The 24,718-nt window shown below is 73.9% G+C and carries 26 protein-coding genes; 9 read left to right on the forward strand and 17 right to left on the reverse strand.

What is annotated here, in order from left to right:
* Position 1: 1 nt before the first annotated feature.
* Positions 2-982, reverse strand: a complete 981-nt coding sequence (locus tag JMJ55_RS16920) for a Bug family tripartite tricarboxylate transporter substrate binding protein (RefSeq protein ID WP_202826764.1) — start codon at positions 980-982, stop codon at positions 2-4.
* Positions 983-1,208: 226 nt separating this feature from the next.
* On the opposite strand from JMJ55_RS16920, the gene JMJ55_RS16925 reads away from it, so the two are divergent.
* The gene (locus JMJ55_RS16925) at positions 1,209-1,385 is read left to right on the forward strand and encodes a hypothetical protein (RefSeq protein WP_202826765.1); all 177 of its coding nucleotides are present in this window, start codon (positions 1,209-1,211) and stop codon (positions 1,383-1,385) included.
* Between the two features lie 7 nt (positions 1,386-1,392).
* On the opposite strand, the gene JMJ55_RS16930 is transcribed toward JMJ55_RS16925, so the two are convergent.
* Positions 1,393-1,836 carry a nucleoside deaminase gene (locus JMJ55_RS16930; RefSeq protein WP_202826766.1) on the reverse strand — a complete coding sequence of 148 codons (444 nt, stop codon included), beginning with the start codon at positions 1,834-1,836 and terminating at the stop codon, positions 1,393-1,395.
* Between the two features lie 45 nt (positions 1,837-1,881).
* On the opposite strand from JMJ55_RS16930, the gene JMJ55_RS16935 reads away from it, so the two are divergent.
* The 6 genes from JMJ55_RS16935 to JMJ55_RS16960 are packed head-to-tail and all read left to right on the forward strand — an operon-like array spanning position 1,882 to position 9,853.
* Positions 1,882-2,598, forward strand: a complete 717-nt coding sequence (locus JMJ55_RS16935; protein WP_202826767.1) for a gamma-glutamyl-gamma-aminobutyrate hydrolase family protein — start codon at positions 1,882-1,884, stop codon at positions 2,596-2,598.
* A complete protein-coding gene (locus JMJ55_RS16940) occupies positions 2,595-3,392 on the forward strand; it encodes a pseudouridine synthase (RefSeq protein WP_328702678.1) in 798 nt (265 codons plus the stop codon). Before JMJ55_RS16935 ends, JMJ55_RS16940 begins: the two co-directional genes overlap by 4 nt.
* Positions 3,389-3,943, forward strand: a complete 555-nt coding sequence (rsmD, locus tag JMJ55_RS16945; RefSeq protein WP_202826768.1) for a 16S rRNA (guanine(966)-N(2))-methyltransferase RsmD — start codon at positions 3,389-3,391, stop codon at positions 3,941-3,943. Before JMJ55_RS16940 ends, rsmD begins: the two co-directional genes overlap by 4 nt.
* On the forward strand, positions 3,940-5,106 hold the full coding sequence (locus JMJ55_RS16950; protein WP_202826769.1) for a glycosyltransferase family 4 protein: 1,167 nt from the start codon (positions 3,940-3,942) through the stop codon (positions 5,104-5,106). Before rsmD ends, JMJ55_RS16950 begins: the two co-directional genes overlap by 4 nt.
* 26 nt (positions 5,107-5,132) lie before the next feature.
* The gene (locus JMJ55_RS16955; protein WP_202826770.1) at positions 5,133-7,811 is read left to right on the forward strand and encodes a glycosyltransferase; all 2,679 of its coding nucleotides are present in this window, start codon (positions 5,133-5,135) and stop codon (positions 7,809-7,811) included.
* Positions 7,808-9,853: a DUF6212 domain-containing protein gene (locus JMJ55_RS16960; RefSeq protein WP_202826771.1), complete on the forward strand. Its 2,046-nt coding sequence runs from the start codon at positions 7,808-7,810 to the stop codon at positions 9,851-9,853. Before JMJ55_RS16955 ends, JMJ55_RS16960 begins: the two co-directional genes overlap by 4 nt.
* On the opposite strand, the gene JMJ55_RS16965 is transcribed toward JMJ55_RS16960, so the two are convergent.
* The 3 genes from JMJ55_RS16965 to JMJ55_RS16975 are packed head-to-tail and all read right to left on the reverse strand — an operon-like array spanning position 9,854 to position 12,691.
* Complete coding sequence (locus JMJ55_RS16965) at positions 9,854-10,819, reverse strand: Bug family tripartite tricarboxylate transporter substrate binding protein (RefSeq protein ID WP_202826772.1); 966 nt, start codon at positions 10,817-10,819, stop codon at positions 9,854-9,856.
* Between the two features lie 8 nt (positions 10,820-10,827).
* Positions 10,828-11,358 (reverse strand): 3-phenylpropionate/cinnamic acid dioxygenase subunit beta, encoded by a 531-nt coding sequence (locus JMJ55_RS16970; protein WP_202826773.1) that lies wholly within the window; start codon positions 11,356-11,358, stop codon positions 10,828-10,830.
* Entirely contained in the window at positions 11,345-12,691 is a 1,347-nt protein-coding gene (locus tag JMJ55_RS16975) for an aromatic ring-hydroxylating oxygenase subunit alpha (protein WP_202826774.1), read from the reverse strand. The genes JMJ55_RS16970 and JMJ55_RS16975 overlap by 14 nt, the downstream gene beginning before the upstream one ends.
* Before the next feature lie 98 nt (positions 12,692-12,789).
* On the opposite strand from JMJ55_RS16975, the gene JMJ55_RS16980 reads away from it, so the two are divergent.
* On the forward strand, positions 12,790-14,094 hold the full coding sequence (locus JMJ55_RS16980) for an NAD(P)/FAD-dependent oxidoreductase (protein ID WP_202826775.1): 1,305 nt from the start codon (positions 12,790-12,792) through the stop codon (positions 14,092-14,094).
* A gap of 4 nt (positions 14,095-14,098) precedes the next feature.
* On the opposite strand, the gene JMJ55_RS16985 is transcribed toward JMJ55_RS16980, so the two are convergent.
* A complete protein-coding gene (locus JMJ55_RS16985; RefSeq protein ID WP_202826776.1) occupies positions 14,099-15,085 on the reverse strand; it encodes an alpha/beta hydrolase in 987 nt (328 codons plus the stop codon).
* 11 nt (positions 15,086-15,096) lie between these two features.
* The gene (locus tag JMJ55_RS16990; RefSeq protein ID WP_202826777.1) at positions 15,097-15,300 is read right to left on the reverse strand and encodes a hypothetical protein; all 204 of its coding nucleotides are present in this window, start codon (positions 15,298-15,300) and stop codon (positions 15,097-15,099) included.
* 112 nt (positions 15,301-15,412) lie between these two features.
* Between JMJ55_RS16990 and JMJ55_RS16995 the strand changes: the two genes are divergently transcribed.
* Complete coding sequence (locus JMJ55_RS16995) at positions 15,413-15,805, forward strand: hypothetical protein (RefSeq protein WP_202826778.1); 393 nt, start codon at positions 15,413-15,415, stop codon at positions 15,803-15,805.
* Here JMJ55_RS16995 and fabG read toward each other — a convergent pair.
* From fabG to JMJ55_RS17045, 10 genes are read right to left on the reverse strand one after another with little or no spacing between them, the layout of a single operon-like run.
* On the reverse strand, positions 15,802-16,530 hold the full coding sequence (fabG, locus tag JMJ55_RS17000; protein ID WP_202826779.1) for a 3-oxoacyl-ACP reductase FabG: 729 nt from the start codon (positions 16,528-16,530) through the stop codon (positions 15,802-15,804). The two genes, JMJ55_RS16995 and fabG, sit on opposite strands and share 4 nt — an antisense overlap.
* Complete coding sequence (locus JMJ55_RS17005) at positions 16,527-16,946, reverse strand: phosphotransferase (RefSeq protein ID WP_202826780.1); 420 nt, start codon at positions 16,944-16,946, stop codon at positions 16,527-16,529. Before JMJ55_RS17005 ends, fabG begins: the two co-directional genes overlap by 4 nt.
* On the reverse strand, positions 16,940-17,731 hold the full coding sequence (locus JMJ55_RS17010; RefSeq protein WP_202826781.1) for a beta-ketoacyl synthase chain length factor: 792 nt from the start codon (positions 17,729-17,731) through the stop codon (positions 16,940-16,942). The genes JMJ55_RS17005 and JMJ55_RS17010 overlap by 7 nt, the downstream gene beginning before the upstream one ends.
* The gene (locus JMJ55_RS17015; RefSeq protein WP_202826782.1) at positions 17,728-18,933 is read right to left on the reverse strand and encodes a beta-ketoacyl-ACP synthase; all 1,206 of its coding nucleotides are present in this window, start codon (positions 18,931-18,933) and stop codon (positions 17,728-17,730) included. Before JMJ55_RS17015 ends, JMJ55_RS17010 begins: the two co-directional genes overlap by 4 nt.
* The gene (locus tag JMJ55_RS17020; protein ID WP_202826783.1) at positions 18,926-21,217 is read right to left on the reverse strand and encodes an MMPL family transporter; all 2,292 of its coding nucleotides are present in this window, start codon (positions 21,215-21,217) and stop codon (positions 18,926-18,928) included. The genes JMJ55_RS17015 and JMJ55_RS17020 overlap by 8 nt, the downstream gene beginning before the upstream one ends.
* Positions 21,214-21,783: a LolA-related protein gene (locus JMJ55_RS17025; protein ID WP_202826784.1), complete on the reverse strand. Its 570-nt coding sequence runs from the start codon at positions 21,781-21,783 to the stop codon at positions 21,214-21,216. Before JMJ55_RS17025 ends, JMJ55_RS17020 begins: the two co-directional genes overlap by 4 nt.
* Positions 21,780-22,691, reverse strand: a complete 912-nt coding sequence (locus JMJ55_RS17030) for an LpxL/LpxP family acyltransferase (RefSeq protein ID WP_202826785.1) — start codon at positions 22,689-22,691, stop codon at positions 21,780-21,782. The genes JMJ55_RS17025 and JMJ55_RS17030 overlap by 4 nt, the downstream gene beginning before the upstream one ends.
* Positions 22,673-22,963 (reverse strand): 3-hydroxyacyl-ACP dehydratase FabZ family protein, encoded by a 291-nt coding sequence (locus JMJ55_RS17035; RefSeq protein ID WP_202826786.1) that lies wholly within the window; start codon positions 22,961-22,963, stop codon positions 22,673-22,675. Before JMJ55_RS17035 ends, JMJ55_RS17030 begins: the two co-directional genes overlap by 19 nt.
* Entirely contained in the window at positions 22,960-24,273 is a 1,314-nt protein-coding gene (locus tag JMJ55_RS17040; RefSeq protein WP_202826787.1) for an AMP-binding protein, read from the reverse strand. The genes JMJ55_RS17035 and JMJ55_RS17040 overlap by 4 nt, the downstream gene beginning before the upstream one ends.
* Positions 24,263-24,718 (reverse strand): hypothetical protein, encoded by a 456-nt coding sequence (locus JMJ55_RS17045; RefSeq protein ID WP_202826788.1) that lies wholly within the window; start codon positions 24,716-24,718, stop codon positions 24,263-24,265. Before JMJ55_RS17045 ends, JMJ55_RS17040 begins: the two co-directional genes overlap by 11 nt.

The following is a 24,718-nucleotide window of genomic DNA, read 5'->3' on the forward strand; positions in this document are numbered from 1 at the left end:
GCTATTCGAGGCGGATGCCGGTCAGCGCCACCAGCGCCTCCCAGCGCTCCAGCTCGGCGCGCTGGAAGCGGGCGAATTCCGCGGCCGGCAGCGGCGCCGGGGTGAAGCCGAGGGTGGCCAGCCGCGCCGCCATGGACGGCTCGGCGAGGATCTTCGGCAAGGCGTCCGAGAGCCGGGCGATGATCGGCGCCGGCGTCCGCGCCGGGGCCCAGAGACCGAACCAGGCATCGACCGCCATATAGGGCGCGCCCGCCTCGGCGAAGCCCGGCACATCGGGGAAGTCCGGCAGCCGGGCCGGCGCGCCGATGCCCAAGGCGCGCAGCCGCCCTTCCTTCACCAGGGTCATCACCTGCGGCCAGGTGGAGACGAAGAAATCCACCACGCCGGCCACGGTATCCGTCGTCGCCTGGGCGCCGCCGCGATAGGGCACATGCGTCGCCTCCAGCCCCTCGCGCCGGACGAAGCTCTCGGCGATCACATGGCTCGCCGAGCCGACGCCGGAGGAGGCGTAGGTGAGGCGCCCGGCCTTCCCGCGCGCCGCCAGCTCCGCCAGTGTCCGCGCGGGCGAGGTCGCCGGCACCACCAGCGCATGATGCACCTCGGCCAGCCGGCCGATCGGCGCGAAATCCTCGACCGGGCGATAGGGCAGGTCGCGGACCATCGCCGCATTGGCCGCATGGGTCTGGTTGTTGCCGAGGCTGAGCGTATAGCCATCCGGCGCGGCGACGGCCGCCGCCTGGGTGCCGACCACCGCGGCGCCGCCCGGCCGGTTCTCGACGACGAAGCTGCTGCCGGGAATGGCGGCGGCCAGCGCCTCGGCCAGCGCCCGGGCGAGCACATCCGTGCTGCCGCCCGGCGGATAGGCGAGGAGGATGCGCACGGGCCGGGACGGCCAGGGGGCTTCCTGCGTGCGGGCTTCCTGCGCGCGGAGGGTGCCGGGCAGCAGCAGCGGCGCGGCAAGCAGCGCGCGGCGACGAATCATGACAGTCCTTTCCTCCCTCTGCTAACGGCAGAGAAATATCCGGTAACGTAACATCACCGCTTCGTGACGGCCTTAAGCGGCTTGGTCAAGCTTCAGGATACATTTGGTTTCTACTTTGCCGCTATCGTGCCACAACCAACAGGCATCATCCCCCCGGATGCAGGAGACCAGAGATGCCACGCAGACAGGCTGCGCGCTGCACCGGGCCGGCAGGGGAATGAGGCGCATGGAACGGCGCACGGACCCTTGGGGCGACTTCCTGCGGCGCATCCTCCTCTCGGCCGGCCTTGCCAGCGCCGCGGCGGTCTCCACGGCCGCGACGGGCGAGGCCCCGCAGGCCGAGATAGCCGAGGCCGAGGCGCAACCGAAGCCGGAACCCTCGCAACCCGCGGCCAAGGCGTAAGCCCGCCTCACCGCCGCGCGGCGAAGAACGCGCGCAGCACGGCACCGCATTCCGCCTCGCGCAGGCCGCCGATCACCTCCGGCGCATGATGGCAGGAGGTGGCGGCATAGATGCGGGCGCCGTGCTCCACCCCGCCGCCCTTCGGGTCATAGGCGCCGAAGGCCAGGCGGCGGATGCGGAAGAAGCCGATGGCCTGGGCGCACATCGGGCAGGGCTCCAGCGTCACCGTCAGGGTGCAATCAGTCAGGAATTTGTCGCCCCGCACGGCGGCCGCCGCGCGCAGCGCCAGCACCTCGGCATGGGCCGAAGGGTCGTGGCGTGCCTCGACCTCGTTCCCGGCCCGGGCCAGCACGCGGCCCGCGGCATCCGTCACCACGGCGCCGACCGGCACCTCGCCCCGCGCGGCGGCGGCGCGGGCTTCCTCCAGCGCGATTTCGATGGGCAGGGGCATGGGCCGAGCTTGCCCCGCCCCGCCGATAAGTTCTAGCAACGCGCCATGCGCACCCGTCCCATCATCGGCGTCACCCTGGATGCGGAGGAGCCCGGCGGCTACTCCAAGCTGCCCTGGTATGCGCTGCGGAAGAACTACTTCTCGGCCCTGGCCGAGGCCGGCGCCCTGCCGCTGGCCCTGCCGCACCATCCGGAACTGGCCGAGGCCTATCTCGACCAGATCGACGGGCTGCTCATCACCGGCGGCGCCTTCGATGTGGACCCTTCGCTCTATGGCGGCGGCGACACCCATCCGACCGTCACGCTGAAGGCGGGCCGCACCGATTTCGAGCTGGCGGTGACGCGCGGCGCCCTGAAGCGGGACATGCCCGTCCTCGGCATCTGCGGCGGGGAGCAGCTGCTGGCGGTCGCGCTCGGCGGCACGCTGATCCAGCACATCCCGGACAGCATCGCGACCGAGATCGAGCATGAGCAGCCGAACCCGCGGAACGAGCCGGGGCATGAGGTCGCCATCGAGGAGGGCACGCTGCTCTCCCGCATCATCGGCAAGCCGCGCATGGCGGTGAACAGCGCGCATCACCAGGCCGTCGCCACGCCCGGCCCCGGCGCCCGCGTCAATGCCACGGCGCCCGATGGCGTGGTGGAGGGGCTGGAGCATCCCGGCCATCGCTTCGCGCTCGGCGTGCAGTGGCACCCGGAATACGTCGTCGATCCGGCCGATCCGCTGATCTTCGCCGCCTTCATCGAGGCCTGCCGCAAGTGAGCGAGGCCGAGGCTGAGGACGAGGGCGGCGAACGCGGCGAGCGCATCGCCAAATGGCTGGCCCGCGCCGGCGTCGCCAGCCGCCGCGATGCGGAGCGGATGATCGCCGAGGGACGGGTCAAGGTGGACGGGAAGGTCATCGGCAAGCCGGCGACCTTCATCCAGCCCGGCCAGGCGGTGATGGTGGACAACCGCCCCGTCGCCAATGCCCAGCGCACCCGGCTGTTCCGCTACCACAAGCCGGACGGGCTGGTGACGACGCATCGCGACGAGAAGGGCCGCAAGACCGTCTTCGACGCCCTGCCGCCCGGCCTGCCGCGGCTGATCTCGGTCGGCCGCCTCGACCTCACCTCCGAGGGGCTGCTGCTGCTGACCAATGACGGGGCGCTGGCCCGGCGGCTGGAACTGCCCTCGAATGGCTGGATCCGGCGCTACCGGGTGCGGGTGAACGGCATGGTGGATGAGGGCATGCTGGCCGCGCTGGGGCGCGGCATCATCGTCGATGGCGTGCGCTACGCCCCGATCGAGGCCGGGCTCGACAGCCGCAAGGGTGCCAATGCCTGGCTGACCGTCGCCTTGCAGGAGGGCCGCAACCGCGAGATCCGGCGGGTGATGGAATATCTCGGCCTCACGGTGAACCGGCTGATCCGCGTCTCCTACGGCCCCTTCCAGCTCGGCGCCCTGCCCATGGGCGCGGTGGAGGAGGTCAACCCCAAGGTCATGCGCGAACAGCTCGGCCTGGGGGTGGAGGAGGCGCCGCGCCGTCGTGCCGCGCCGAAGGCTGCGCCGGGGTGAGAATTATCGCCGGCCGGCATCGCGGGCGCCGCCTCGCCGCGCCCGCCGGCGCCGCGACGCGCCCGACCGCCGACCGCGTCCGCCAGGCGCTGTTCGACATGCTCTGGCACGCACCCTGGGGCGGGCGGGAGCGGGTGGAGGGCGCGACCGTCCTCGATGCCTTCGCCGGCACCGGCGCCCTGGGGCTGGAGGCGCTGTCGCGTGGCGCCGACCGGGCCAGCTTCCTCGAGACCGACCGCGCCGCGCTGGCCGCGCTGCGGGCCAATATCGCCGCCTGCCGCGAGGAGGCGCGCTGCACCGTGCTGGCCGCCGATGCGACCCGGCCGCCCCGCGCCGCCGCCCCCTGCGGCCTGGTCTTCCTCGACCCGCCCTATGCCGAGGGGCTGATGACCTCCGCACTGGCCGCGCTCGGCGCCGCCGGCTGGATCGCGCCAGGGGCACTGGTCTGCGCCGAATACCCCGCCGCCGCCGCCGAGCCGCCGCCCGGCTTCACCCTGCTCGCCGAACGCGCCCATGGCGCCGCGCGGCTGCTGGTGCTGCAGCCGGGATGAGGGGGAAGGTCCGCCGCCTGCGCCGGTTGCTGGTCCTGCTGCCCTCGACGGATATCGGCGGCGCGGAGCGGCAGACGGCGATGCTGGCCCATGCGCTCGCTGCGGCGGGGGTCGAGATCGAGCTGGCCGCGGAGCCGGCGCTGGCTGGGGCGCTGGGCGGGCTGTTCGGCACCGCCCCGCATTCCGCCGCGATCGGCTGGCGGGAGGCGGAGGGGCTGGCCGGCAACCTCGCCCGGCAGGCTGCCGCGGCGGTGCCGTTGCTCGCCCGGCTGCAGCCCGATGCGGCGTTGCTGCCGCTGCCCTGGCCCACCCATGGGCTCGGCCTGCACCAAGCCCTCACCGAGGCGGGCATCCCGAGCCTTGCCGTCGCCCATCTCGCCCCGACCGAGCCGGAACCGGTGCCGGAGGCGCTGGCCGGCCCGATCCGCCGCGGCCCGACCGCCTGGGTCGCGGTCTCCGGGCCGGTGGCGGGGCGGCTTGCCGCGACCCTCGGCCTGCCGCCGGACAGGGTGCAGGTGGTGCCGAACGGCGTCACCGTGCCGCCGGAGGATCCTGCCCGCCGGAGGGCGTTGCGGCGGGACCGGCGGGCCGCGCTGCACCTGCCGGGGGATGCGCCGCTCATCCTCTTCGCCGGCCGGCTGGAGGAGACGAAGGGGGCGGAGCTGCTGCCGGCGCTGGCGGAGCGGCTGGCGGAGGAGCTTGGCGGCACCCTGGTCGCGCTCGGCGCCGGGCCGCTGGCGCCGCGCCTGGCCGCGCATCCCGCCGCCCGGCCGGGTGGCCCGCTGCGGCTGCCGGGGCAGGTGGCCGATGTGGGGGATTGGATGTTGGCGGCGGATGCGTTGGTCATTCCCTCGCGGCTCGAGGGCTGGCCGCTGGTCTTCCTGGAAGCCGCGGCGCGCCATTGCCCCGTCGTGGCGACGGCGGCGGCGCTGGAATGCCTTGGCGACCGGGCCGCCAAGGTCGCTGCGCTGGCCGAGATTCCGACCATCGTCAGCTTGACAGGTCACACGGTCGCGATGTTAAGAACACCTCAGCTGAAACACGGCCGGGTGACTGCGGCTTATGCCTGCGCCGTCGATTACAGTCTGGAATCGTCCCTGAGTAAATACTTCGCAATACTTCGAGCCTGCCATGTCATTGGCAAGGCGGCCGAGGCCGCCTGACATTGCCCGGTCGGGGAGCAGCCGTCATGCAGTTGAGGACTCCTCCGCGCGACGCCGGCGACCTGCCGCTCGAGGCCCGCAGCGCCGACGAGATCGGCGTGGCCGTCATCATCCCCGCCTATCGCCAGCCCGGTCTTCTGCCGGAAGCCATCCTGTCGGTGCTGGAGCAGCAGGGTCCCGTGCTCGCCGCCGCCATCGTCGTGGATGACGGCTGCCCGGAGCCGGAGACGGCGCGCACGGCGCTCGACTTTGCCGCCGCCTATCCGGGCCGGGTTTTCCTGCTGCGGCGGCGCAATGGCGGGCTTTCCGCGGCGCGCAATACCGGGATCGACTTCGCCCTCAGCGCCTTCCCCGCCTGCCGCGCGCTGCATTTCCTCGATGCCGACAACCGGCTGCATCCGCATGTCCTGGCCCGTGCGCTGGCCGCGCTGGATGCGGCGCCGCCCGGCATCGGCTGGGTCTATCCGGATATCGACGAATTCGGCGGCCACGCCCATTGGACCACCGGCGGCGACTTCTCGGTCCTGCAGATGCTGACCTGCAATTACTGCGATGCCGGCAGCGTCATCCGGCGCGAGATGGCCGAGGCCGGGCTGCGCTTCGACGAGTCGATGCGCGACGGCTTCGAGGACTGGGATTTCTGGCTCTCCGCCGCCGGGCGCGGCTGGCGCGGCCAGCACCTGCCGGCGGCCGGCTTCCTCTACCGGCGCCGGCCGGAAAGCATGCTCGCTGCCTCCGAGCGGCTGCGGCCGCTGCTGCTGGGCCAATTGCAGCGCAAGCATGCGGCACTGCTGACGCCGCGCCGGCTGCTGGCGCTGGAGGCCGAGGAAGCGCCGCGCTTCGCCCTGCACACGCCGGATGAGGGCGCGGTGCGGCTGGTGGTGGATCCCGGCACGCCCGGCCACAGCCTGACGCCCGCCGCGGCACGCGAAAGGCTGCTGGCCGCCATGGAACGGCCCGCCGCCGCGCAGCATCCGGAGATGCTCTGCTTCACCGAGGCCGCGACGCTCGATCTGCTGGCCAAGGCCGGCGTGCTGCACATGGTCTTCTGGTGGGCCGAGCGGCTGCTGCGCGAGGCGCAGGTGGTGGCGCTGGAGATCGTCCCGACGCAGGAGCCGGTGCTGGCGCTGGAACGGCCCGGCCGGGCGGATGGGCATGTCGCCGGCGCGCCGCTGCTGCTGGCGCGCAGCCAGGTGCTCTGGGAAGCGGCCGGCGATCCCTCGCCACGCTGGATCGAAAGCCTGCAGGACCCGCAGCCGCAGCCGATCACCGCCCTGCTCCGGCTGCATCTGCCGATGGAGGCGCCGGTCAGCAGCCCGATCGCGCTCCGCCTCCTGCTGCTGGAGGTCGCGGCCCTGGCCCGGCTGCGCCGCCAGCGCAGCGCGCTGCCGGCTGGCTGGAAGCAGGAATACCGCACGCCGCGCGGCCGTATGGCGGCGGAGGCGCAGGCGCTGGCCGGGCTCGGCCCGATCCTGCCGCGGCTGCCGCAGCCGGGGCGGCGGGAGATCGGCTTCCTACTGCCGCTGTTCTCCTTCGCCGGGCTGGAAAAGGTCGTGCTCAACCAGGCGGCGCTGCTGCGCAGCCGCGGCTGGCGCACGCATCTCATCGTGCTCGGCACGGGGCGCATCCAGCGGGGCGCGGATTTCACCCGCAGCTTCGATTCCGTCCTGCTGATCGACGGGCTCGGCGAGAATGCCGTGGCCTGGGAGGGCGGGTATTTCGGCGCCGGCGTCTCGCATTTCGGCGGCTCGGCGGCGGCGCGGGATGTGCTCGGCGTGCTGGCCGGGCTGGATGTGGTGGTGAATGTCCATTCGCTCGCCGGCCAGGCGCTGATGGCGCCGCTGCGCCGGCTCGGCGTCAGGACCTTCGGCGGGCTGCACCTGATCGAGCACGGGCCGCATGGCGAGCCGCGCGGCACGCCGCATGTCCAGGCCGCCTACGAACATGCCTATGACGGCATCATGGTGATCTCGGAGCAGCTCCGCGATTGGTGCGTCGGCGCCGGCATCCCGCCGCGCAAGCTGCATCTGGTGCGGAACGCCCCCGGCTATCCGACGCGGCCCGCGCGCGTCGCCGCGGCGCTGGCGGCGCGGCAGCGGCACCGCCACCGGCCGCTCCAGGTGCTCTTCCTCGGCCGGCTCGACTGGCAGAAGGGGCTCGACCGGCTGGCGGAGATGATCAGCCGCGGCGATGCCGGCCTGCGCTGGCGGATCGTCGGCCGCGCCGTGCTGGAAGAGGGGCCGGCCCCCGAGCTCGGCGTGCCGGTGGAACCCCCGGTCTTCCGGCCGGAGGAGCTGGACGAGCTCTATGCCTGGGCCGATGTGCTGGTCGTCCCCTCCCGCTTCGAGGGCGTGCCGCTGGTGGTGCTGGAAGCGCAGCGCATGGGCTGCGCCGTCATCGCCACCGATGTCGGCGCCGTCGCCGAGGTGATCCGCGATGGCGAGGACGGCATCCTCGTCCCGCATCATCAGCCCGAGGAGGCAATCATCGCCGGCTTCGTCGCCGCGCTCGCCCGGCTGGCCGCAGACCGCGCTGGCTTGCAGGCCATGGGTGCCGCCGCCGCGGCGCGGGTCGCCCGCGCCGGCTGGGCGCAGACCATGCAGGACTTCCTGGCGCATCTCGATACGCTGGTTCCGCCCGAGATCCCGGCCCGCCCCCTGCCGGAGCGCCGTACCATGACCCATGCCACGGACGTACCGGCATGACGACCGTGCTGATCAACCCGGCCGAGCTGGCCGAATTGCAGGCCGGCGGGCCGAGCCTGCTGGTCCTCGGCGGCCTCGATCCCGCCGCGCTGGCGCTGCCGGGCGCGACACCCTGGCTGGTGACGGCAGCGGGCGATGCGCTCCGGCTGCATCGGCCGGGGCGTCCGGCCGATGCAGCGAGTCTCGCCCTGCCGCTGCCGCCGGCCGATGTGCTGGCCGTCATCGCCCCGGATGCCGCCGCGGCCAAGCCGCTGCTCGCCTGGTGGTCCGCCACCGGGCCGGAGCCGCCGCCGGTGCTCACGGTGCGGCGGGCCGAGGCGGCGCTGCCCGGCCTGGCGCGGCTCGCCCTGGCGGCGCTCGGCCGGCAGGCGGTGGTCGCGGCGCAGCTCCACCGCGCCCTGGTTGCCGCCCGGCAGGATGCCGAGGCGAACCGGCAGGCCATGGTGTCGCTGACCCAGCAGGCCGGCCGCATCGCGTCGCCGGTGCCGCCCAGCCAGGTCCTCTCCCTCGCCCCCTCGCCCGCCGGCCATGCGGTGCATGCGCTGGAGGGCCGGCTCTCGGCCGGGCAGGGGCTCGGCCTGCCGCTGGAAGGGCTGTGCAGCCTCGCCGTGCATCTGCACGAGGCGCAGGTGGCGCCGGCCGGGCTGCTGCGCCTTCGCCTCTATGGCGCGGAGAGCGGGCAGGTCCATGGCGCCTGGCTGGTCCCCGGCGAGGCGCTGGCGCCGGGCTGGCTGGTGCTCGACCTGCCGGGGCCGATCGGGCCGGTGCGGGAGACCGCCTGCCTCGACATCACCGCCGAGCTGGAATGGGGCGATGCCCTCGCCCTTTCGCTGGAGGAGCGGCTGGTGGCGCCGGAGCGCGCGGCGGTGGTGCCGGGCGAGCCGGCAGGGGACCGGGCGCTGGCGGTCCGGCTCTGGACCGCGCCCTTCGGCCGCCGCTTCGTCCTGCCCCAGCATTGGAATGCCGAGGCCGCCGGCCTCGACCTCGCCCCGCCCGGCGTGCCGGCGCGGCTGCCGGCCGCAATCTGGGACGGCGCCCGCTTCCCGGCCGGGCAGGTGGAATGGGTCGCGCTGGGGCATGAGGCGCCGCGCCTGCTGGCGAGCTTCGGCGCCGGCCGGCGCCTCGCCATCATGCTGCCGGGCGTGCCGGTGAACGGGCTCGACCTGTTGCAGGCCGAGCTGCGGCTGGGCCGGGGCGAGCCGGAGATGCTGGAGGCCGCGCTCTGGCTGCAACCGGACGGATTGCCGGTGGCGACCGAGGCCGACCTGACCCTGGAAGCGACCGAGGCGCGCTGGAGCGGCTGGCGCCGCGCCCCGGCCGATGGCGGGCCCCTGCTGCTGCCGATGGCCCTGCCACTGGACGGGCCACGCAGCGTGACGGTGGCGCTGGTGCTGCACCACCGGGGCACGGCGCCGGCCGCGCCGCTGCGGGTGGAGTGGTCGGACCTGGTCGGCTTCCGCCAGGCGGCGCTGCCGCCGCGCCCGCCCGCGCGCAACCCGCTGCCCGCCCCGCCACCGGCCGAGCCGGTGCCGCTGGCCCTGGCCCCGCCGGTTCCACGCGCCGCACCACCGCCGCCGCCGCCACCACCGCCGGCTGGTCCCTCCGCGCTGACGGTGCGGCTGCAGGAGTATTTCATCACCCCGGATGCCGGCTACCGGCACCTCGATATCTGGCTTGAGGAGGTGCGGGAGGCGGAGCTGTCCTGGCCCCGGCTGCGCTTCAAGCTGGCGCTGCGCGGCGAGGGACCGATGCTGGAATTCCGCCTGCAACCGAGCTGGCCGGCGATGTTCTCGACCTGGCCCGGCGCGGAATCGGATAGCTGGGGTCCCTATCTGCTGGTGCGGGAGGGCGATATCGCCGGCGACTTCCTGCACCGCCTGCCGGCCGAGCGCGACCGCCGGATGCTCACCACCATCCTGCGCCTGTTGCCGGAGGCGGTGGCGAAGGCGGTGCGGGAATCGCCGCCCGCCGCGGCGGAGGAGACGATGTGGCTTGGCCTCGCCGGCCGCCTGGCTGCGGCGCTGGGCGAGCCTGTCGCCTAGCTAGCCGTCCAATTGCAGCCCGGCGGTGCGGACCACGCCGCGCCAGCGGGCGATCTCCCCGGCCTGGAAGGCGCCGAGCGCGGCGCCGTCGCGCCAGGCCGGCTCGAACCCCGCTGCCACCAGCCGCTGCCGCGCACCGGGCGCACCCATGATGCCCTGCACCGCAGCCTCGATCCGCGCCCGCAGCGGCGCCGGCAGGCCGGGTGGGGCATAGATGCCGATCCAGGAGGTGACGGCGAAATCCGCGACCCCGGCCTCGTCCAGCGTCGGCAGGTCGGGCAGCTGCGCAGTGCGGTAGGGGCTGGTCACCGCCAGGGCCCGCACGCTGCCGGCGCGCACCGCGCCGGCGACGGTCGGCAGGTTCTCGAAGGCCACCTGGATGTCGCCGCGCTGCAGCAGCACCAGCGAATTGCCAGTGGCGCCGAGCGGGATTCCGGTGATGCGGGTGCCCGTGCGCTGCTGGAACAGCTCCGCCGTGAGCTGGTTGGAGGCGCCGACGCTGGTGAAGCCGTAATTCAGCGCCCCCGGCCGCGCCTTGGCGAGGGTGATGAAGCCCGCGACGTCGCGCACCGGTAACTCGTTCGGCACCACCATGACATTGACGAATTCGGCGACGAGCCCGATGGGGGTGAAATCCGCCGCCGGGTCGAAGGGCCAATTCGCCATCACCGCCGGCGGCAGGCCATGGCTGCCGAGGCCGCCGACCAGTAGCGTCGCGCCATCGGGCGCGGCGCGCTTCAGCGCCTCCAGCCCCAGCACGGCATTGGCGCCCGGGCGGTTCTCCACCACCCCGGTCGCGCCCAGCCCGTCGCGCAGTCCCTCGGCCAGGATGCGGGCGATCAGGTCGGTGACGCGGCCGGCGGGGAAGGGCACGAGGATGCGGACCTGCCGCGGCGGCCAGGCCTCCTCGGCGATGGCCAGCGCCGGCGCGGCGAGCGGGAGGGCGAGCAGGGCGCGGCGGCGCATCGGCATCCTCACAGGAACATCGTCAGGTTCTTGGCCTGCAGCACGGACTGGTCCAGCAGCACCTCCCGCCGCAGCAGGCGCCAGACCTCGCCCTCCCGCAGCAGCGTGTCGCGGCGGCGGCCGATCAGCACATCCGTCTCGTCCTCCAGCCGGTTGCGATGCAGGACGAAGCGGCAGCCGGCCAGCACGCGGTCGCCCTCGACCTCCAGCAGCCGGATGCCTGCGACGATGCGGGTGATGCGGGAAGCAGGCTCCTCCGCCCAATGGACACCGGTCTCGAGCTGGCGCACGCGCTGTTCCAGCGTGGCGTACCCCTCGTCGACCCACATCAGGTCGCGCCCGGCCTGGGTACGCTCCTCCCGCTCCAGCAGGCCAGGGCTGAGGTTGCGGGCGATCGGCATCGCGACGCGCACATCCGGGTGCAGCAGGGCGAGCCAGTCGCGGAAGCGGCGGGCATCCAGCAGGTCGGCCTCGGCCAGCAGCCAGTCCTCGATCTCGGCGCGCAGCAGCAAGCGGTCCAGCGCATTATTCGGCGGCATGCGGCACCTGCATCGGCCAGGGGGTGCCGCGCATGAAATCGGCCCAGCGGCCATGGAAGATGCGGGCATTCTCCTCGGTCAGCTCGCCGCATTCGACGGCCTCGCGCAGGCCGGGCGCGGGGCGGGCATGGCCCATGCCCATCTGGTAGTTGTAGGGGCGGCGCCGCGCGATGGGGCCCTGGCTGGCGGTGGTGGCGTAGGACCAATTCTCCATGTCGTCGCTCTCGGTCATGCCGCCGGGGCCGGAGTAGCGGAGGAAGTAGGACCGCGCCGCCTCGTTCACCGCCTCTGGCGCCGCCGCATCCTCGAGGCACCAGCGCCAGATCTCGGTGACGGTGGGGGAGACGGGATGCGCGACCGCGATGGTGCGCGGCTGCCGGCCGTGGAAGCTCATATTCGGGAAGATGGTGCCAACCGACATGGCGACGCGCGGCTGGCCGGCGAGGCGCGCCATCCGCGCCTCATGCGCCGCGCGGTGCCAGTCGTTCACCTCGGGATAGAGCGCCCAGGCGTCGTTATAGGGCTCCGTCTCGGTCGTCGGCAGCTCGCCGAGCAGGCCATGGCCGCGGCCGGGGAAGCCGATGGCGAGCCGCGGCCTGAAGGCGGCGCGGCGCCCCCGCCCGCCGGCCGGGCCGATGCCGACCATGTCCACCGAGCGGTGGCTGATGTCGTGGTACATGTCGCCGATGAAGTTCTCGGGCGCGAATTTCCAGTTGCAGTTCACCCGCCACTTCTGCACGCCGGCGACGGTGCGGGACCCACCCGGCGAGCCGTCCCGCGCATCCAGCGCATAGTCCAGGTAGCGGTGCATATCGCCGAGATAGTCGAGGAAGTCGGGCGCCCGCTGGTCCCAGCTCGCCCAGATCGTGCCCTTGTAGAGGGCGAGGCGCGGCGCCCGGCTCAGCCCCCAGTCTTCCCGCCGCAGCTCAGCCCGGTAGGCCTTGTCGAAATGCGGCACGCCGACCAGCGCGCCCGGCACGCCGGCCAGCCTGCCGTCATTGCTGAAGGACCAGCCATGATAGGGGCAGGTGAAGACCTTGGCCTTGCCGTAGTCGTGCCGGCAGACCTTCATGCCGCGATGGGTGCAGGAATTCAGCAGCGCATGCACCTGCCCGTCGCGGTCGCGGGCGACGATCACGCTCTCGGTCCCCATGCGGGAGGTGAAGAAATCCTCCGGCTCCGGGATCTGGCTCTCATGGCCGAGGAAGAGCCAGGCGCGGGCGAAGATGCGCTCCTGCTCGGCGGCGAAGATGGCGGGGTCGGTGAAGGCCGCGCGCTCCACCGTGCCGGCACCGAGATCCACGAGCCCGGCGAAATCCATCCCTTCGGCCATGCGTCCACGCCTCCGTCATCCGGATGATGCCGGGGGGCGTGGGGCGGCGCAATCGGGACGCTTGACGCTCGCGGCGGGGATTCGGAAGAGTGCGCGCCATGCAAGACAGCAGCCTTTCCCCCGATGTCCTCGTCATCGGCGGCGGGCCGGCCGGCTCGACCGCCGCGGCCCTGCTCGCCCGGTCCGGGCGGCGTGTCACGCTGCTCGAGAAGGAGAGCCATCCGCGCTTTCACATCGGCGAGAGCCTGCTGCCGCGCAACCTCGATATTTTCGAGCGCCTCGGCATCCTGGACGAGGTGCGCGGGATCGGCGTGCACAAGCCGGGCGCGGAATTCGTCTCCGACCGGACGGGGCGGAGCTGCGCCTTCCCCTTCGCCCAGGCGCTGGACCGCAACCGCACCCATGCCTGGCAGGTGAAGCGCCAGGATTTCGACACCCTGCTGTTCCGCAACGCCGCGCGGCTCGGCGCCGAGACGCGGGAGCGGGTGCGCGTCACCGACATCCAGTTCGGCCCGCCCGGGGAACGCGCCGTCGTCGCCGCGACGGATGCGGAAGGCGCCACGCTCACCTACCGCCCGCGCTACGTGCTCGATGCCTCCGGCCGCGACACCTTCCTCGCCGGGCGGCTGCGGGTGAAGGATTCGAACAAGTACAACAATACCGCCGCCAGCTACGCGCATTTCCGCAATGTCGAGCGGCGGGAGGGCGAGCTGGCCGGCTATATCAGCATCCACCTCGCCGAGGATGGCTGGTTCTGGCTGATCCCGCTGCCGGGCGATGTCATGAGCGTCGGCTTCGTCGGCAACCAGTCGGCCTGGAAGGGGCGCAAGGGCAGCGCGCAGGAGCTGTTCCTGGACCGCATCGCCTCCAGCCCCACCGTCGCGGCGCGGATGCGCGGGGCGGAGATCTGCTCGGATGTCTATGCCACCGGCAATTACAGCTACCGGGCGCGGCAGGGGAACGGCCAGGGCTACCTGATGATCGGCGATGCCTATGGCTTCGTCGACCCGATGTTCTCGACCGGCGTGCTGATGGCGATGACGGCGGGCGAGCTCGGGGCCGAGGCGGCGCATGCCTGGCTGGACGACCCGGTGCGCGGCCAGCGCCTGGCAGAGCGCACCAACCGCGAGCTGGCGCAGGCCATGGACCGGATTTCCTGGCTGATCTACCGGATCAACGACCCGGTGCTGCGCTCGCTCTTCATGGCGCCGAAGAACACCTTCTGGATGCGCGACGGCATCATCAACATGCTGGCGGGCAATCTCCGCGGCTCCTGGCGGGCGGCGCTGCCGGTGCTCTGCTTCAAGACCATCTACCATGTCTTCTCGGCGCTGCACCGCGTCGGGCTCGGCCCGCGGATGCATGAGGACCGGCCGCCGATGCAGGCGGCGGCGGCCGAGTAGCTCGCTACTTCGCCTCCGCCAGCCAGCGCGCCGCGGCGGCCTCGGCGCCGGAGGGCAGCGGCGCGCCCGGCACGGCCAGCCAGGCGGCGATGTCCTCCGAGACCACCGCCCGGTCATTGTCGCGCAGGAGCAGGTGGTGGCCCTTGGGGTAATAGGCGAGGGTGACCGGCGCCCCCCGGTCCAGCGCCCGCATCACCTGCCGCACCGGCGCTTCCGGCACGATCCGGTCCTCGCCGCCATAGAGGATGAGCGTCCGCAGACCGAGGCGTGGCGCCGCCGCCAGCGCGCGGTCCATCAGCTCGACCAATCCATAAACAAGGTCGACGCGGAAGGTCTTGGTGGTCAGCGGGTCGCGCCCCCAGCGGCGCATCGCCTCCTCATTGTCGGTCGGGGAGAAGCCGGGGGCGGAGCCGCTGAAGCCGACCGCCGGAATGGCATGGGCCGCGATCTCCAGCGTCCGTCGCGCGAAGGCGCCCATGGCGGCGCGGCCGCGGATGCCGGGCGCCATCAGGATCAGCCCGGCGACTGGCGGCGGATCCTCGGAGGTGGCGGCGACGAGCGCGACGGCGGCGCCCATGCTCTCGCCCAGCAGAGTGATGGGCACGCCCGGATGCCGCACCGCCAGCAGCCGCGCGACGGTCGAGACATCCTCGGCCAGCGTCGCGCTGCCGGGCCAGTAGCCGCGATGCGGCGCCGCGCCGAAGCCCCGCTGATCATAGGCGTAGACGGCGATGCCTTGCGCCGTCAGCAGCGGCGCCGGAAGGTCGAAGGCGTTGAAGGAGTAGTCGCCGAAGCCGTGCAGGCCGAGCAGGATGGCGCGCGGCGGACCCTCCGGCAGCCAGGCATGGAAGGGCAGCCGCGCCCCATCGGGTGTCAGCACGGCATCGCGTGCGATGGCGGGCGGCCCCTGCGGCGCGCCGGCCGGCATGACGACAGGGGTGCAGGCGGCCAGCAGCAGAAGCGCCAGGATGGCCAGCCAGCGGGCCCGCATGCCGTGCCGCCTTACTGGGTGCGCCGCTGCATCCAGCCGCCCGCCCGTTCCAGCGCATTGCCGGTGGAATTCGCGGCGCGGCCGAGCGCCTGGCCGGTCTGGCTCCCGGCGCGGTCCAGCGCCTCCCCGGCGCGGGTCGCGGGCTGGCGGCTCTGGCAGGCGGCCAGCGCGAGCAGGCCGAGCAGGATCGCGGCGAGGCGGCGCGGGGCGGACATCGGGCGGGTCTCCGCGGGGGTGGATGAAGCACGGATATGTCGCCGCCCGCATGGTGGCAAGGCTCCCGGCCTTGGGTTAGCGTTCCGGCCATCTGCCAGGGAGAAACCCAACATGGTCCTTCGCCGCAGCCTCGTCATTGCCCCCGTCATGGCCCTTGCCCTCATGGGCTGCCAGCGCGCCGTCCCGATCGTAGAAGGGGGCGGCACCTTCGCCGGCCAGGCCTCGCTCGCCCAGCGCGGGGCGGAGATCCGGCGGGCCGGCGCCGGGCTCGGCTGGATCATGCAGGACCAGGGGCCGGGGCTGATGCGCGGCACGCTGAACCTGCGCAGCCACCAAGCGGTCGTGGACATTCCCTATGACACGCGGCGCTTCACGATCCGCTACGTGACGAGCAGCAACCTCGACTACGGGGGCGGCACCATCCACCGGAATTACAACAGCTGGGTCCGCAACCTGCAGAACGCGATCCTGGTGCAGTCGGGCGCCGACGCGCCGCGGTCCTAGCCCAACCCGCCCGAGATGGCGATCGCCTGGCCGGTGACATAGCCGGCCGCCTCGGAGGCGAGGAAGCCGACCAGCGCGGCGACCTCCTCCGGCCGGCCGGCGCGCTTCGCGGGCACGATCTGGGTGATGCGCTCCCGCGGCATCGCCGCCGCCACTGCCGGGCTTTCGATGATGCCGGGCGCCACCGCATTGGCGGTGACGCCGCGCGAGGCATATTCCAGCGCGATGGTCTTCACCGCCCCGATCAGCCCGGCCTTGGCGGCGGCGTAATTCGCCTGGCCGCGATTGCCGATCAGGCCGGAGATCGAGGAGATGGCGACGATCCGCCCCCAGCGCGTGCCGATCATCGGCAGGATCAGCGGCCGCAGCGCGGCATAGAAACCGTTCAGCGAGACATCGACCACGCTGCGCCACTGCGCCTCGGTCATGCCGGCCAGCGGCGCGTCGTCATGCGTGCCGGCATTGTGGACCAGGATCTGCACCGGCCCGCCCTCCAGCAGTGCCTCCAGCGCCGATGCCGTCGCCGGCATGTCGGTCAGGTCGGCGGCGAAGGCGGTGGCGCGATGGCCGGCGGCGCGCAGCTCGGCGGCCAGCGCCTCGGCACGCGCCAGCCCGGCATGGGCATGCACCAGCACCTCATGCCCCTCGGCCGCCAGATGGTGGGAGATGGCGGCGCCGAGCGGGCTCGACCCGCCGGTGACGAGGGCGCGGCGGGGTGTCGTCATGGCAGGATCACCGCGGCCTGGCCGGCGAGCAGGCTGCGGCCCTCGCCCGCGACATCGAAGCGGTAGATGAAGCCATTGGATTCAGCGACCAGCGCCACCGCCTCGATCCGCAGCGGGCCGGCGATGGTGTCGAGCCGCGAGGCCGCCATCCGCACATCGCGCAGGCTGCTGACGAAGCCCGGCCGCTGCGGCGCGCTGCCGGCCGAGAGCGCGCCATGCAGCGCCATGGCCTGCAGGGCAAATTCCAGGCCGCAGACCGCGGGCAGCATTCCGTCCCGCCGCAGCGGGTTGTCCGGCGCGGCATGGCTCTCCGCCTCGCATAGGATGCGCTCGGCATCCCAGGCGAGCGCCCGTTCCAGCAGGCACATCGCGCCCTGATGCGGCACCAGCGCCGCGATCGCCTCGCGCGTCAGCACGGCGCCACCTTCACGAGGAGATGGGAATCGGGCGTCAGCGGCAGGTGCAGCCGGGCGAGCTGGCGTGCGGCCAGCGCCCGCAGCAGGGGCAGGGCGCGGGCGGCCGGATTCTCGATCGCCAGCGCATCCAGCGCATCGCCGGGCGGTGCCGTGGGCGCGGGCTCGGCCCGGTAGCGCAGGTCGAGTGCGGCGAGCACCCCCGCCTCCGGCGCCGACCGCAGCACCAGGGCGGTGGCGAAGGGCGCGCCGGTCGGCCGCACCGCGGCCAGCGGCGCCGGCAGCGGCAGGTCATAGGCGCAGAGCAGCACCGGCCGGCCGCGCGCCGCGACCGCCGTCACCGCCGCCAGCAGCCCCGCGGCGAAGCTGCCGTCATGTCCGCCGAGGCTGACCGAGGGCGCGATGGAGCCGACCGCGATATGCCAGTAGCCGGCCGCGGCATTGTGGACCGAGTTGTGGAACTGGGTCGGCGAGATGGCGATGCCGGAAGGGTCATGCAGCGCCTCCAGGATGCCGCCGACCACGGCGCCGTCGCCATTGCCGCTGGCGAAGACCGTCTCCAGCGCGGCGCGGTCCGCGATCCCGGCCGTCGCCTCGGCGGCGGCGGCGAGCGCCATGCGAACAGCGGGGCTGGTCCGGCGGCGCTCGGTCGGCGGCAGCAGGGCGGGGGGCGGCGGCACCACCTCGGTCGGGGTCCAGGGCGCGGCGCCGGCCAGCACCGGCTGGCTCGCCGCCCAACCCGGCAGGCCGGACCCCTGGACGGCGACGCCGCCGATCCAACAGGTCACGCCGCCTGGCCGATCACGAGACAGCAATTGCTGCCGCCGAAGCCAAAGGAATTGCTGGCGACGCGGCGCACCGGCCGTGCCGCATTCGCGGTGGCGACGGCGCTGCGGAATTCCGGATCCAGCGCCTCGACGCCGAGGCAGCCGGGCACCAGCCCATCCTCGATGCAGAGCGCGGCGATCACCGCCTCCACCGCGCCGGAGGCGCCGAGCGCATGGCCGGTCCAGCCCTTGGTCGAGCTGCAGGGGGTGCGGTCGCCGAACAGGTGGTGCACGGCGCGGTCTTCCATGGCGTCGTTCGCCCGGGTGCCGGTGCCGTGCAGGTTGACGTAATCCACCGCCTCCGGCCCCAGCCCCGCCGCCTCCAGCGCCGCCCGCATGGCGGTGACGGCGCCCAACCCCTCGGGATGCGGGGAGGACATGTGGTGGCCGTCGCTGCTCGCCCCGCCGCCGAGCAGCAGCGGCGCGCCGGCGGGCGCATCCTTCGGCCTTTGCAGCAGCACCAGGCCCGCCGCCTCGCCGATCGAGATGCCGTCGCGGTCGGCGGCACAGGGCCGGGTCGGCCGGTTGCGGCTCAATAATTCGAGCGAGCCGAAGCCGTGCAGCGTGAGCCGGCAGAGGCTGTCCACCCCGCCCGCCACCACCGCATCGGCCAGCCCGGCCGCGATCAGCGCGGCGCCATCCAGCATGGCGCGGGCGCCGGAGGTGCAGGCGGTGGAGACGGCGAAGGCCGGGCCGCGCAGCCCGAGTCGGGCGCGGACGAACAGCGGCAGGCTTTGCAGGTCATGCGTCCGGGCATAGTCGAAGCTCGCCGGCAGGGCGCCATCCGCGCTGCGGCCGCGATAGGCCTGCTCGGTCTCCTCGATCCCGGCGGTGCTGGTGCCGAGGACGACGGCGATGCGCGCCGCGCCGTGCCTCTCCCGCGCCGCGGCCACGGCCTCGGCGAAGCCGTCGCTGCGCAGCGCGAGCTCGGCCAGGCGGTTGTTGCGGCAGGCAAAGCCAGCGAGCTCGGGCGGCAGCTCCACCGCCTCCAGCCCCGGGACGCGGCCGACCCAGATATCCTCGGGCCCGCCGGGGAAGTCGCTCGGCCGCAGCCCGCCCTGGCGGGCATGCAGCGCAGCGCGCAGCGGGGCGATGCCGGCGCCGAGGGCGGTGACGGTGGTGCAGGCGGACAGGCTGAGTGGCCAAAGCGAGCGATCAGGCACGGGCGATCCGGGGTGACAGGGCGCAGGCGAGCAGGAAGGCGCTGGCGACACCGACCGACACCGTCAGGCCGATCCCATGCAGCACCGGCGTTCCGCAGAAGGCGAGAAGTCCGAAGGTCAGCAGGGTGGCGACGGCACAGTTCAGGACGGCTTCCAGCGAATCGTCATCCCCTGGGGTGGCGAGAAAAAGAGAATAGTCAATCGCCAGCCCGGCAAGCAACAGAAGTGAGGCAAGGTGAAAGAGGCTCAGCGCCTCCCCCAGCAACGTCAGCACCGCCAGCGTCACGACCAGCGCGCCGCCGATCGGCAGTGCGGCCCGCAGCCCCGGCCGGCCGAGGCCGAAGCCCAGCAGCGCCAGCACCAGCGCCCCGCCAGCCAGGGCCCAGAGCAAGGTGGCGCGGCCATAGGCGGCGAGCAGCCCCTCGGTCTCCGCCTTCACATCGACCAGCAGGATGGCCGGATCGGCCAGCCGCGCGACCGCCGCCCGCAGCGCCGCCGGATCGGTGACGCCCTGGGCGAGGGCGATCCCCTCCACCGCCTCGCCGCGGCGGGAGAGCAGGGGGGAGAGGCGGGCGGCGATGGTCGGCGCCTCCTCCGCCAGCCGGGCGGCGGTCAGCGGCGGTAGGCCGCGACTCTCCTCCACCCCGGCGAGGAAGGGGGCGAAGGCGCCGGCGCGGAAGGGCAGGCCGGCGCTGGCCGTGGCGAGTTCGGCCTGCAAGGCTGCCGCATCCGGCAGGGCGGATCGGCGGGCCTGCTGGGTGGCGATGCTCGGCAGGTAGCGGCTGGGCAGGTCGATTCCCTGGACGGCACCGCCCAGCAGCGGCGCCACCGCCGCGCCGAGCCGTTCGGAGGCGGCCAGCACCGCCTCCTCGGTGCCCGGACCGAGGGCCAGGATCAGCCGCACATCCGGCGCGCCGAGCGAGGCCCGCAACTCCGCATCCAGCGCCTGGGCCGCCCGCGGCACCGGGCTGAGCGCGGCGAGGTCGCGCTGCCAGGCCGGGCCGCCCAGGGCGAGGAGGCCGAGTGCCGCCAGCCCCACCAGGGCCGGCGCCACTGCCCGCCGCCCGCGCAACGCCTCCAGCAGGGAGCGCAAGGGGCGCGGCAGGGGCCGGGCGGCGATGCGGGCACCAGGCACCAGCCAGGGCAGCACCCAGCGCGTGGTCGCCGCTGCCACCAGCAGCCCGGTGCCGGCGAAGAGGCCGAGCTGGACGAGGCCGGGGAAGCCGGAGCCGAGCATCGCCGCCAGCCCGGTCGCGGCGGCAGCAGCGGCGAGGCGCAGGGTCGGCCAGATGCGCGCCGCGGCCCCGGCCAGGCTCTCCTCCGGCCGGCGCAGCGTCACCAGCAGGATCGGGTAGTCCACCGTGACGCCCAGCATGGTCATCCCGAAGCCGAGCGCGATTCCATGCACCGCACCGCCATAGGCCAGCGCCACCGCCGCGAAGCCGGCAATGGTCCCGGCCGCCAGTGGCACCGCCACCAGCCCGAGCAGCAGCGGCGAGCGGTAGCGCCAGAACAGGAAGCCAGCGAGCAGCCCGGCCGAAGCCAGGGTGATGAGCTCCACATCGGCGCGGATCGCTGCCGCCGCCTCGGTGGCGAAGACGCCGGGGCCGCTCAGCAGCAGCCGCGCCGGACCGGGCCGGGCGGCGGCGAAGGCGGCGCGGAAGGCGGCGATCGCCTCCCCCTGCGCCTCGGCCCCGAGCCCGGCGCCGGCGATGCGGGCCAGCAGCAGGGCGCGGGGCGGGGTGGCGCCGGCGGCGAACCAAGCGCCGTCGCGGGTCTCGACCCGGCTCTCGCCCAGCCAGGCGCGTGCGAGGCCGAGGAAGGCGCCGGTCGGGTCGGCGAAGCCGAAGCGGGCGAGCAGCGGCGAGGCGGCGCTGCGCAGCCCGTCCAGCAGCGCCTCCAGCCGCGGCCGCAGCGCGGCGGCGGTGAAGGCCTCGGGCCGGGTTTCGGGCGAGAGCAGGTAGCGGTAGCGCAGCAGCAGCGCCTGTTCCGCCTCGCCCAGGGTGGTGGTGCCGTCGCCGACGAAGGCGAAGCGGCCGGAGGCGCGCAGCCCCGCCGCCGTCTCGCGCGCAATTCGCGCCAGCTCGGCTTCCGGCGCGCCCTCGATCCCGGCCAGCAGCAGGGTCGTGGCGGCGCCGCTCCGCAGCTCCCGCAGCAGGAAGGCGCCCGCCGGAGTGCGACCGGCGGGCAGGAATTCCGCGAGGTCGGTGCGGATGCCGATGGAGAGGCCAAGCGTCCCGCCCAGCGCCGCCAGCAGCAGCAGCGCCCCGATCAGACGCCTCACGAGCGGGGATGGATCTGCATGCGCGAGACCCCGCCGCCGCCCTCGGTCTCGATCAGCCGGACCTGCGGCCCGCGGCCGCTGACGACAATGCGCTGCACCGCGCTCCGCACCCGCAGCGAGAGCGGGGTGAGCAGCATGCGCCAGCCATGCTCCGGCGCCTCGGGGGTGAAGGCGATGGAGTAGTGCCGGCGCAGCGCGGCGAGGTCGCCGGCCAGCGTGCCGCGCACCGCCTCGACCAGGGCCTGCATCTCCGGCTGTTCCTCGAGGGCGAATTCGCGGCGGAGGCCGCGATCCGGCCTTTCGTAAAGGAGGCGGCCGCCGGCGACCCGCAGCACCTCGTCGATGGGGGAGGTGGTGTGCTTCTCCAGCCGGTCGGGCGCCTGCCAGGACAGGGTGCCCTCGCTCGGCAGGGGCAGGTCGAGCTCGGGGATCGCCTTCTCCTCGGTGAAGGCAGCGGTGGAGCGGGGCTGGGCGGCAAAGCCGGCCATCAGCCGGGCCAGCGCCGCATCCTCCTGCGCCCGGGCCGGGGCGGCGAGGAGGAGCAGCAGGAGGAGCCAGTGCCTCATCGCCCACGCTCCGCCCAGAAATCGTAGAAATTGAACCAGTTGTAGGGATGACGGCGGCAGAGTGCCTCCAGCCGCGCGGCATAGCGGCGGACCCGGTCCGCCACCGCCGCCTCGCGCCCGGCGCGACCAGGCGGCGGTGGGTCGGCGAAGGGCTCGAACCGGACCTCGTAATGCCGCGGCCCGCGCCAGATGCCGAAGGCCAGCATCACCGGCGCGCCGAGCACGAGCGCCAGCAGATGCGGCCCGGTCGGCAGCGGCGCCTCCGCCCCGAGGAAGGGCAGGGGCAGCATCCGCTCCCCGCGCGGGGCGCGGTCGGCGAGCAGCCCGACCAGCCCGCCGCGCTCCAGCACCTCCCGCGCCTGCAGCATGGATTCCGTGGTGCCGAGCGGGATGACCTGCGGCTGGCGGCGGCTGGCGCCCATCAGGCCGAAGACCGCCTTCAGCCGGGCGGCATTGGCTTCATGCATCATGACCGCGACCTCGACCGGGCTGCCGGCATCGGCGACCGCGCGCAGCGCCTCGAAGCTGCCGAAATGGGCGCCGAGGAGGAGGCAGCCGCGACCCTCGGCGATGCGGGCCTTGAGCGCGTCGAGCCCCTGCACCTCGATCCGGTACTGGCCGGTGCGGCCGGCCATGAGGAAGGCGCGGTCGAGGATGGTGGAGGCGAAGGCGAAATAGAGCCGGAACAGGTCCCGCAGCCCCGCCCGCCGCCCCAGCGCCCGGCCGAGATAGGCCCGCGCCACCCGCCGCTGCCGGGGCGAGAAGGCCAGGAAATAGCCGGCGATGGGAAACAGCAGCAGGTGCCCCGGCCACCAGCCGACATTATGGACCAGCCAGACCATGAAGCGGGCGAGCAGCACGCTGCCCCGCTCCGGCGCATGCATCCATTCTAGGGCGCTGGGCTGCATGCCAGCTCCCCCGACAGGACGGTGACGTCGCGGCAGGTGCAGGTGAAGCCGATCCGGCCGCCCGCGCGCGGCGAGAGCGCGATCTCCACCGCATCGCCGGGCAGGACGGGGGCGGTGAATTTGGCCCGCAGCAGATGCGCCTGGCCGAGCCCCGCCGCCTGCAATACCGCATCCAGCAGCACCACGCCGGGCAGGATCGGCCGGCCGGGGAAATGCCCCGGCAGGGCCGGGTGCTCGGGCGGCACCAGGAACCGGGTGGTGGTGGTGCTCAAGGCGTTGCCATGGCCCGCAGCGCGGCGCGGGTGAGCTTGCCCAGCCGGTCGCGCGGCAGCGCCTCCACCAGCACCAGCGGGCGAGGCAGGAAGACCGGCTCCAGCCGCAGCCGCAGCGCCGCCAGGATATCCTCCGCGCTCCGCCCCGGCGCGACGACATAGGCGCTGAGTCGCGCCGCCGGGTTGCTTTCGATATCCTCGGGCGCGAGGAAGACGCCGTCCGCGACCCCCTCCACCTCGGCCAGCAACCGGTTGAGCTCGGCCAGCGAGGCGCGGCGGCCGCCGAGCTTCACCAGATCGGCCCGCCGGCCGAGCAGGCGGAAGCGCTCGCCCGCGGTCGGTTCGATCGCGTCTGCAAGGGGCACAGCGCCGAGGCCGGGGACCTCGACCTCCTCCACCCCCATGCGGATGCCGGGATAGGGCAGCCAGTCCGCCTCCCGCGCGGAGCGGCGGCTGGCCATGGAGCCGGCCTCGCTGGCGCCGTAGATCTCCAGCATCGGCACCGCCCAGTCCCGCTCCACCGCCTCGGCCAGGTTGGGCGCCAGCGGTGCGGTGGCGGAGATGACGCCGGCCAGCGGCACAGGCCGCCGCCCCTCCGCCAGCAGGGCGCGGAGATGCAGCGGCGTCGTCACCAGCCAGCGGCGCGGCGGCAGGGCGGCCAGTGCGTCCAGCACATCGGACGGGAAGAAGCTTTCCCCGGCATGGCAGGCGACGTCGGCCTGGAGCGGCAGCATGATCGTCGTCTCGAAGCCATACATGTGCTGCGGCGGGACGGTGGCGAGAATGCTGGAGGGCGGGCCGTCGCCATGGCGCAGCGTGAAGCGCTCCGCCGCCGCCCGCGCCGCGGCGACGAGCGCGCCCCAGGGCTTCCGATGCGCGGTCGGCTGGCCGGTGGAGCCGGAGGTGAAGGCGATGGCGGCGATGCGGTCGGCGGGCAGGAGGGGCGGCGCGATATGGCCCGCGGCCGCCTCGACCTCGCCCACCCGGATGACAGGCAGGCTTGTCGCCACCGGCGCATCGGCCAGCAGATAGGTCCCCGGATACTGCCCGGCCAAAGCCTGCAAGCGGTGCGCCGAGGCATCGGCATTCAGCAGCGTCGGATGACCGCGCAGCAGCGCCGCAACGAAGCCGAGCAGCATGCGGTAGCGGTCGGTGCAGAGATTGACCGCATGGCCCGCCGCCGGCAGTTGCGCGGCGAGGGTGGTGGCCTCGGCCAGCAGGCGCCCGACCGTGACGAGGCCGCCGGCGCGATGGCAGATCACCTCCTCCGCGGCACGGCCGATGAGCGGCAGGCCGGGTTCAGGCGGCATGCCGCCTCACGCCATGCGCCAGGCAGATCGCGCGCAGCGTCCGCAGCGGCGTCGCCGGGCCATGTTCCGGGAAGCGGCGGTTGCGCAGTGCATGCTCGCCGAGGAAGAAGGCGAAGCAGACGGGCGGCTCGGCCAGCGCCAGCACCAGGGTGCCATGGCCGGTGAGCGCAAGGCCGGCATGGGCCAGGGCGAAGCTGCCCAGCAGCAGCGCCCAGGCCTCGGTCAGGTGGCGGGTGTAGCGCGGCACCGGCACGCCCGCGCCGTCGAAGCGGCTGTAGCGGGAGATCAGCGGCTCCCGCCCCGGCAGCAGGGTCAGGCCGAAGCGCAGCGCCGCGGCGCCATTGCCGACCACGCCCAGCAGGGCCGGGCCGAACAGGGCGCTGGCGGCGAAGCTGGCGGCGGCAAGGATCAGCAGCCCGGCGGCCAGGCGGCGTCCGCTCGGCAT

Source organism: Belnapia mucosa, from assembly GCF_016775475.1.
In the GTDB taxonomy this organism is placed as follows: Bacteria; Pseudomonadota; Alphaproteobacteria; order Acetobacterales; family Acetobacteraceae; genus Belnapia; species Belnapia mucosa.